This window comes from Streptomyces sp. NPDC005141, assembly GCF_053599975.1.
Window position 1 is genome coordinate 61571 of the sequence record NZ_JBSFYW010000047.1, and the last position, 7501, is coordinate 69071.

Annotated in this window: 7 protein-coding genes; 6 read left to right on the forward strand and 1 reads right to left on the reverse strand. The window is 75.2% G+C overall.

Going from position 1 to position 7501, the window contains the following annotated elements:
* Positions 1-49 precede the first annotated feature (49 nt).
* Positions 50-778: a ZIP family metal transporter gene (locus ACWD68_RS30120; protein ID WP_451809611.1), complete on the reverse strand. Its 729-nt coding sequence runs from the start codon at positions 776-778 to the stop codon at positions 50-52.
* 109 nt (positions 779-887) lie between these two features.
* On the opposite strand from ACWD68_RS30120, the gene cobM reads away from it, so the two are divergent.
* The 6 genes from cobM to cobC are packed head-to-tail and all read left to right on the forward strand — an operon-like array spanning position 888 to position 7457.
* Positions 888-1724, forward strand: coding sequence for a precorrin-4 C(11)-methyltransferase (cobM, locus tag ACWD68_RS30125; protein ID WP_451809612.1), 837 nt, complete (start codon positions 888-890; stop codon positions 1722-1724).
* Positions 1725-1780: 56 nt separating this feature from the next.
* The gene (cbiE, locus tag ACWD68_RS30130; protein WP_451809618.1) at positions 1781-3040 is read left to right on the forward strand and encodes a precorrin-6y C5,15-methyltransferase (decarboxylating) subunit CbiE; all 1260 of its coding nucleotides are present in this window, start codon (positions 1781-1783) and stop codon (positions 3038-3040) included.
* Positions 3037-4743 carry a precorrin-3B C(17)-methyltransferase gene (gene cobJ, locus ACWD68_RS30135; protein WP_451809613.1) on the forward strand — a complete coding sequence of 569 codons (1707 nt, stop codon included), beginning with the start codon at positions 3037-3039 and terminating at the stop codon, positions 4741-4743. The genes cbiE and cobJ overlap by 4 nt, the downstream gene beginning before the upstream one ends.
* Positions 4740-5387, forward strand: coding sequence for a precorrin-8X methylmutase (locus ACWD68_RS30140; protein ID WP_451809614.1), 648 nt, complete (start codon positions 4740-4742; stop codon positions 5385-5387). Before cobJ ends, ACWD68_RS30140 begins: the two co-directional genes overlap by 4 nt.
* Positions 5384-6319, forward strand: coding sequence for a sirohydrochlorin chelatase (locus tag ACWD68_RS30145; RefSeq protein ID WP_451809615.1), 936 nt, complete (start codon positions 5384-5386; stop codon positions 6317-6319). The genes ACWD68_RS30140 and ACWD68_RS30145 overlap by 4 nt, the downstream gene beginning before the upstream one ends.
* Positions 6309-7457, forward strand: a complete 1149-nt coding sequence (gene cobC / locus ACWD68_RS30150; RefSeq protein ID WP_451809616.1) for an Rv2231c family pyridoxal phosphate-dependent protein CobC — start codon at positions 6309-6311, stop codon at positions 7455-7457. Before ACWD68_RS30145 ends, cobC begins: the two co-directional genes overlap by 11 nt.
* Positions 7458-7501 lie beyond the last annotated feature (44 nt).

Below are 7501 nucleotides of genomic sequence, written 5' to 3' on the forward strand. Positions count from 1 at the left end.
GTCCCGCACGGGCTCGGCGCGCCCGGCGCACCCGGCGGCCCGCGGGGGCTCAGGCCGCGATGCCCACCACCAGCCAGATGAAGGCCACGCCCGCGACCGTGCAGAGCAGGGTCGAGCGGGCGGGGTGCTCGTGGTGCGCCTCCGGGAGGATCTCGGCAGCGGCGAGGTAGAGGAGCGCGCCGCCGAACAGGCCGAGATAGCCGCCGAGCAGCGGCTCGGGGATGGTGACGAAGAGCGTGGACGCGGCACCGACCACGGGTGCCGCCGCGTCGGCGTACAGCATGAGCAGGGCCTTGCGGCGGGCGTTCCCGTACAGGCTCGTGATCGTGTACGTGTTGAAGCCGTCCGCGAAGTCGTGGGCGATCACCGCGAGGGACACCGCCAGCCCCATGCCGCCGCCGACCTGGAAGGCGGCGCCGATCGCGACACCGTCCATCGCGCTGTGGCCGACCATGGCACCGGCCGCCGTGAGGCCCACCTCGGGCGCGCGTCCGTCGTTCTCCTCGCCACCGTGCGCGGCCTGACGGTGGGCCAGCAGGCGTTCGACCAGATGGGCCAGCAGAAAGCCGCCCACGAAGAGGAGCAGCGCGGCCGGTACACCGAACACCTCGGTGCCCGCCGCGTCCAGCGCCTCGGGGAGCAGGTCGAGGCCGACCACGCCCAGCATCAGGCCGCCGGCCAGGCCGAGGACCAGATGGCGACGGTCGGTCACCCGCTGTGCCGTCCAGCCGCCGGCCAGCGTCATCAGGAACGCGCCGAGCGCGACGAGGACCGCCATAGGCCCTTGCTATCCGATCAACCCCCGTTCGCGCACCTCCGGCGACGGCCCCGCGCCCACTGAACCTGTCGCAGCACCCGAGATCTTTCGTAGGAGAGGACCGATTCCCATGGCCGATGCCCCCACCGGCAAAGTGACCTTCGTCGGTGCCGGCCCCGGCGCCGCCGACCTGCTGACGTTCCGCGCCGCGCGCGCCATCGCCGACGCCGACGTCGTGATCTGGGCGGCGAGCCTGGTGCAGGCCGAGGTCCTCGACCACGCGCGCGAGGGCGCCGAGATCCTGGACTCCGCGACGATGTCGCTGGAGGACGTCGTCGCCGTGTACGAGCGGGCCCGGGCCGAGGGCCTGCGGGTGGCGCGGATCCACTCTGGCGACCCGGCCCTGTGGGGCGGTACGCAGGAGCAGGTCGACCGGTGCACCGAACTCGGCATCGAGACCGAGATCGTGCCCGGCGTCTCGTCCTTCTCGGCGGTGGCCGCGCTCGTCCAGCGCGAGCTGACGATCCCCGAGGTCGCGCAGTCCGTGATCCTCACCCGGCTCGGCGGCGGCAAGACGCCGATGCCGCCCGGTGAGGACGTACGGGAGTTCGCGAAGCACGGCACGACGATGGCGCTGTTCCTGTCGGCGGCCCGCAGCGGCCAGCTCGTGCGGGAGCTGCTGGAGGGCGGCTATCCGACGACCACACCGGTCGTGGTCGCCTACCAGGCGACCTGGCCGGAGGAACTGATCGTGAAGTGCACGATCGGCACGCTGGAGGAGACCGTCAAGGAGCACAAGCTCTGGAAGCACACCCTCTTCCTGGTCGGACCGGCGCTCGACGCGAGCGGCACCCGCTCGCACCTCTACCACCCCGGCCACTTCCACGGCTTCCGCAAGGCCGACCCGCAGGCACGCGCCGAGCTGCGCGCGGCGCGCCGGGGCAGTGCGCAGGGTCCCGCGTCGTGAGCGTGGACGTCGTCGGTGCCGAGGGAGAGCCCGCCGCCCCGGCGGACCGCTCCGCGGTGATCACCGTCGTCGGTACGGGCACGGGGGCGCCGCTGTCCCCGGACGTCAGGGGGGTACTCGCCGGGGCCGGGCTGGTCGTGGGTGGCGCGCGGCATCTGGCGGCGGCCGGGCTGCCCGAGCGGGCCGAGCAGGTGGTGCTCGGGCCGCTGTCCCCGGCTCTCGACCGCATCGGGCGGTACGCGGACGACGGGGCGCGCGGGGGCCCGGTCGTCGTGCTCGCCTCGGGCGACCCCGGGTTCTTCGGGATCGTGCGGGCGCTGGCCGAGCGGTTCGGGGCGGAGCGGCTGGACGTGCGCCCCGGCGTCTCGTCCGTGGCGACCGCCTTCGCCCGGCTCGGGCTGCCCTGGGACGACGCGGTGGTGGTCAGCGCGCACGGGCGTGAGCTGCGTACGGCCGTCCAGATCTGCCGGTCGCAACCCAAGGTGGCCGTGCTGACCGGTCCGGGGTCCGGGCCCGCCGAGCTGGGCGCCGCCCTCGTCCACCGCGGCGCGGACCGCGTCCTCGTCGTGGCGAGCGCCCTGGGCGACCCGGAGCGCGAGCGCGTCGAACGGGTCACGCCCGCCGAGGCCGCCGCACGCGACTGGGGCACGGCGGTCAGCGTCGTGCTGTGCCTGGACGAGTCCCGTGCCCTCGCTCCGGTGCGGACCGTCGCCGGACCGCGTCCCGGGCCCGACCGATGGGCCCTGGACGAGGACGAGTTCGCCCATCGCGACTCGATGATCAGCAAGTTCGAGGTACGGGCGCTGGCGCTGGCCCGGATCGGACCGCGGCTCGGCGAGCTGGTCTGGGACGTCGGCGCGGGCTCCGGTTCCGTCGCCGTCGAGTGCGCGCGGTTCGGCGCCGCGGTGACCGCGGTCGAGAAGACCCGGGACGGCTGCGACCGCATCCGCGCCAACGCCGCCGCGCACGGGGTTGACGTGCGGGTCGTGCACGGGGCCGCGCCCACGGTGCTGTCCGACCTGGACGATCCGGACGCGGTGTTCATCGGCGGCGGCGGACGCGAACTGCCCGCCATCGTCACGGTGTGCGCGCGCCGGGCCCGGCGGGCCGTCGTGATCGCCATGGCCTCGCTCGACCGGGTGCCGGCCGCGCGGGACGCGCTCACCGCGGCGGGGTTCGCCTGCGACGGCGTCCTGCTGCAGTCGTCGCGGCTCGCCCCGCTGCCGGGTGACGTCTCCCGGCTCGCGGCCACCAATCCCGTTTTTGTGCTGTGGGGCGTCCGGCCTCCGGCCCGTACCGAAGGAGTCCCCCAGTGATCGGCCTGATTTCCGCCACGGCGGCGGGCGCGGCGGCCCGCGACCGGCTGGCCGCCGCGTGGTCCACGCGTGCCCGGGTGTACGACGGGCCCGTGGCGGACGCCGTGCGGCGGGCCTTCGCGGAGTGCGACCAGCTGGTGTGCTTCCTCGCCACGGGCGCGGTCGTACGGCTCGTCGCGCCGCTCCTCTCGGACAAGGGGTCGGACCCCGGGGTGGTGTGTGTCGACGAGGCCGGACGGTTCGCCGTGTCGCTGGTCGGCGGCCACGCGGGCGGCGCGAACGAACTCGCCCGCGAGGTGGGTGAGTTGCTCGGCGCCGAGCCGGTGGTGACGACGGCGACCGACGCGGTCGGGGTGCCCGGCCTCGACACGCTGGGCTTCCCCGTGGAAGGCGATGTCGCCGCGGTCTCGCGGGCCATGCTGGACGGTGAACCGGTGGTGCTGGAGACGGAGTCGCCCTGGCCGCTGCCCGCGCTGCCGCCGAACGTGGGGAGCCCGGCGGAGTCGGGCGCCGCCGTCCTTCGTATCTCCGACCGCGACCGGGAACCGGCCGCGCGCGAGGTCGTCCTGCGCCCGCCGTCGCTCGTCGTCGGGGTCGGCACCTCCCGGGGCGCGCCCGTGGAGGAGGTCCTCGGGCTCGTGGAGGAGGCCCTGCGGGAGGCGGGGCTCTCCGTGAAGTCGGTCGCCGAACTCGCCACCGTCGACGCCAAGTCCAAGGAGCCCGGCATCGTCGGGGCCGCCGCGCGGCTCGGGGTCCCGGTCGTCACGTACACCGCCGGGGAGCTGGCGGCGGTGGCCGTCCCGAACCCGTCCGACGCGCCGCTCACCGCCGTGGGGACCCCCTCCGTCGCGGAGGCCGCCGCGCTCATGGGCGGAGGTGAACTCCTCGTCCCCAAGCGGAAGTCGGTGCGGCCGGACGGACAGCCCGCGATGGCGACCTGTGCCGTGGTGCGCCGGCCTGCCCGCGGGCGGCTCGCGGTCGTGGGCCTCGGCCCCGGGGCCCGCGACCTGCTCACACCGCGCGCGACGGCTGAGCTGCGGCGGGCCGCGGTGCTCGTCGGGCTCGACCAGTACGTCGACCAGATCCGTGATCTGCTCCGGCCCGGCACCCTGATCCTGGAGTCGGGTCTCGGCGCCGAGGAGGAGCGGGCGCGCACGGCGGTGGCCGAGGCGCGGCGCGGGCAGGCCGTGGCACTGATCGGCAGCGGTGACGCGGGGGTGTACGCGATGGCGTCGCCCGCGCTGGCCGAGGCGTCCGACGACATCGACGTCGTGGGGGTGCCGGGCGTGACCGCGGCGCTCGCGGCCGGGGCGATCCTGGGCGCCCCGCTCGGCCACGACCATGTGTCGATCAGCCTGTCCGACCTGCACACGCCGTGGGAGGTCATCGAGCGCCGGGTGCGCGCGGCGGCCGAGGCCGACATCGTCGTGACCTTCTACAACCCGCGCAGCCGGGGCCGGAATTGGCAGCTGCCCAAGGCGCTCGCGATCCTCGCGGAGCACCGGGAGCCGACGACGCCGGTCGGTGTGGTGCGCAACGCCTCCCGCCCGGACGAGTCGAGCCGGGTCACGACGCTGGGGTCCCTGGATCCGGCGATCGTCGACATGATGACGGTGGTGACCGTGGGCAACACGGCGACCCGTGAGATCGCCGGGCGCATGGTGACGCCGCGCGGCTACCGCTGGCAGGAGGAGGCCGAATGAGCCAGGTGTTCCCGGAGACCCGGATCGTGCACCCCATCGAGCGGGAGTCCTTCCGGCGGCTGCGCGCCCGCCTGGACACCTCGCACTTTCCGCCGTTGACACGTGCGGTGGTGGAGCGGGTGATCCACTCCGCCGCCGACCTGGAGTACGCGGACGACCTCGTCACCGACGAAGGCGCCCTGCGCCGGGCGCACGCGGCGCTGCACGCGGGCGCGCCCGTCGTGGTGGACGTCGAGATGGTCGCGGCCGGCATCACGCGCCGCGCCACCGTCTGCCGCCTCAAGGACGCCGTGTCGGGCCCCGGCCTGACGCGTTCGGCGCACGCCGTCCGGCTCGCGTACGAGGAGGTCGGGCCCGGCGCGCTCTGGGTGATCGGCTGTGCGCCCACCGCCCTGGAGGAGTTGCTGCGGCTGGACGCCGATCCGGCGCTCGTCATCGGTCTGCCGGTCGGTTTCGTCGGCGCGGCCGAGTCCAAGGCCGCCCTCCGCGAGAGCGGTCTTCCCGCCGTCAGCAACGTGTCCGAGAAGGGCGGTTCGGCGGTCGCGGCCGCCGCGCTCAACGCCCTGCTGTACCACCCCGTTCCCCATGCCGCCCAGGCCTCGACGACCGCTGAGGCCAACTCGGCCGCCAAGGAGACATCGTGACCACCCCGCCCCCCGCGCTGCTCATCGCCGGACACGGCACCCGGGACGAGGCCGGCGCCGAGGCCTTCCGCTCCTTCGTAGCGGAGTTGGGGCGCCGCCACCCCGAACTGCCCGTCGCCGGAGGGTTCATCGAGCTGTCGCCGCCACCGCTGGGCGACGCCGTCGGCGAACTCGTCGGGCAGGGGGTACGGCGTTTCGCCGCCGTGCCGCTGATGCTGGTGTCCGCCGGGCACGCCAAGGGCGACATCCCGGCGGCGCTGACCCGCGAGAAGGAGCGGCACCCCGGGATCTCGTACACGTACGGGCGTCCGCTGGGCCCGCATCCGTCGCTGCTCGCCGTGCTGGAGCGCCGGCTGGACGAGGCCCTCGGCGGCAGCACCCGGACGCCCGAGGACCGGGCCGATGTGACGGTGCTGCTCGTCGGCCGCGGGTCCACCGACCCGGACGCCAACGCCGAGGTGCACAAGGCGGCCCGGCTGCTGTGGGAGGGCCGGGGGTACGCGGGCGTCGAGACGGCGTTCGTGTCGCTGGCCGCCCCGGACGTGCCGTCCGGCCTCGACCGCTGCGTCAAGCTGGGCGCGCGCCGGATCGTGGTCCTGCCCTACTTCCTGTTCACCGGCATCCTCCCGGACCGGGTACGGCGGCAGACGGAGGGCTGGGCCGCCGCGCACCCGGAGGCCGAGGTGCGCTCCGCCGGCGTCATCGGCCCCGAGCCCGAGCTGCTCGACCTGGTCATGGAGCGCTACCGGGAGGCCGTCCAGGGTGACCTGCGGATGAACTGCGACTCCTGCGTCTACCGGATCGCGCTGCCCGGCTTCGAGGACAAGGTGGGGCTCCCCCAGCAGCCGCACTTCCACCCGGACGACGACGGCCACCACGACGGACACGGTCACCACCATCACGGGGGACACACCCACTCCCATGCGCACTGAAGAGGCCGCCGAGGGCGGGCACGATCTGCGGCACCACGGGGACGCCGAGGTGCGCGACGGCGGTTCGGCGCTCACCGATCTCGCCGTGAACGTCCGCGCGGACACACCGCCCGCGTGGCTGCGCGAGCGGATCGCCGCGTCGCTGACCGGGCTCGCCGCCTATCCGGACGGGCGGGCCGCGCGGGCCGCGGTGGCGGCGCGGCACGGGCTGCCGGTGGAGCGGGTGCTGCTCACGGCGGGCGCCGCGGAGGCCTTCGTGCTGCTCGCGCGCGCCCTGCGGGTGCGGCGACCGGTCGTCGTGCACCCGCAGTTCACGGAGCCGGAGGCCGCGCTGCGGGATGCCGGCCACACGGTGGGCCGCGTGCTGCTCCGCGAGGAGGACGGCTTCCGGCTCGACGCGGCCGCCGTCCCCGAGGACGCCGACCTCGTCGTGATCGGCAACCCGACCAATCCGACGTCGGTCCTGCATCCGGCGGCGGCCGTCGCCGCCCTGGCCCGTCCCGGGCGGGTGCTGGTGGTCGACGAGGCGTTCATGGACGCGGTGCCGGGTGAGCGCGAGACCCTGGCCGGGCGGACGGACGTGCCCGGCCTCGTCGTGCTGCGCAGCCTCACGAAGACATGGGGTCTCGCCGGGCTGCGGATCGGCTATGTGCTCGCCGACCCCGGCACGATCGCCGAGCTGGAGCGCGCCCAGCCGCTCTGGCCGGTCTCCACGCCCGCGCTCGCGGCGGCCGAGGCCTGTATGTCCTCGCGGGCGCTCGCGGAGGCGGCGCACGCGGCGCACCGGATCGCCACGGACCGGGCCCATCTGGTGGCGGGGCTGAGGGAGTTCACCTGCTCCGACGGGCTGCGCGTGGTGGAGCCCGCGGAGGGCCCCTTCGTCCTGGTCCGGCTGCCGCGGGCGGCCGGTGTGCGGCGGGCTCTTCGCGGTCTCGGGTTCGCGGTGCGGCGCGGGGACACGTTTCCCGGGCTCGGGGACGAGTGGCTGCGGATCGCGGTGCGGGACCGCACGACGGTCAACCGGTTCCTTCAGGCGCTGGACCGGGCGATGACCTTGAGCGGGGGTGAGACGGGGGCTGCTCCGTCCCCGCCGGGCCCCCGTCCGGGACTGCCGCCCCGGTCGTCCGCTTCGACCTGAACGGCCTTGTCCTCGGGCGCCGGGCGGGCTGAGCCTCCTCAGCC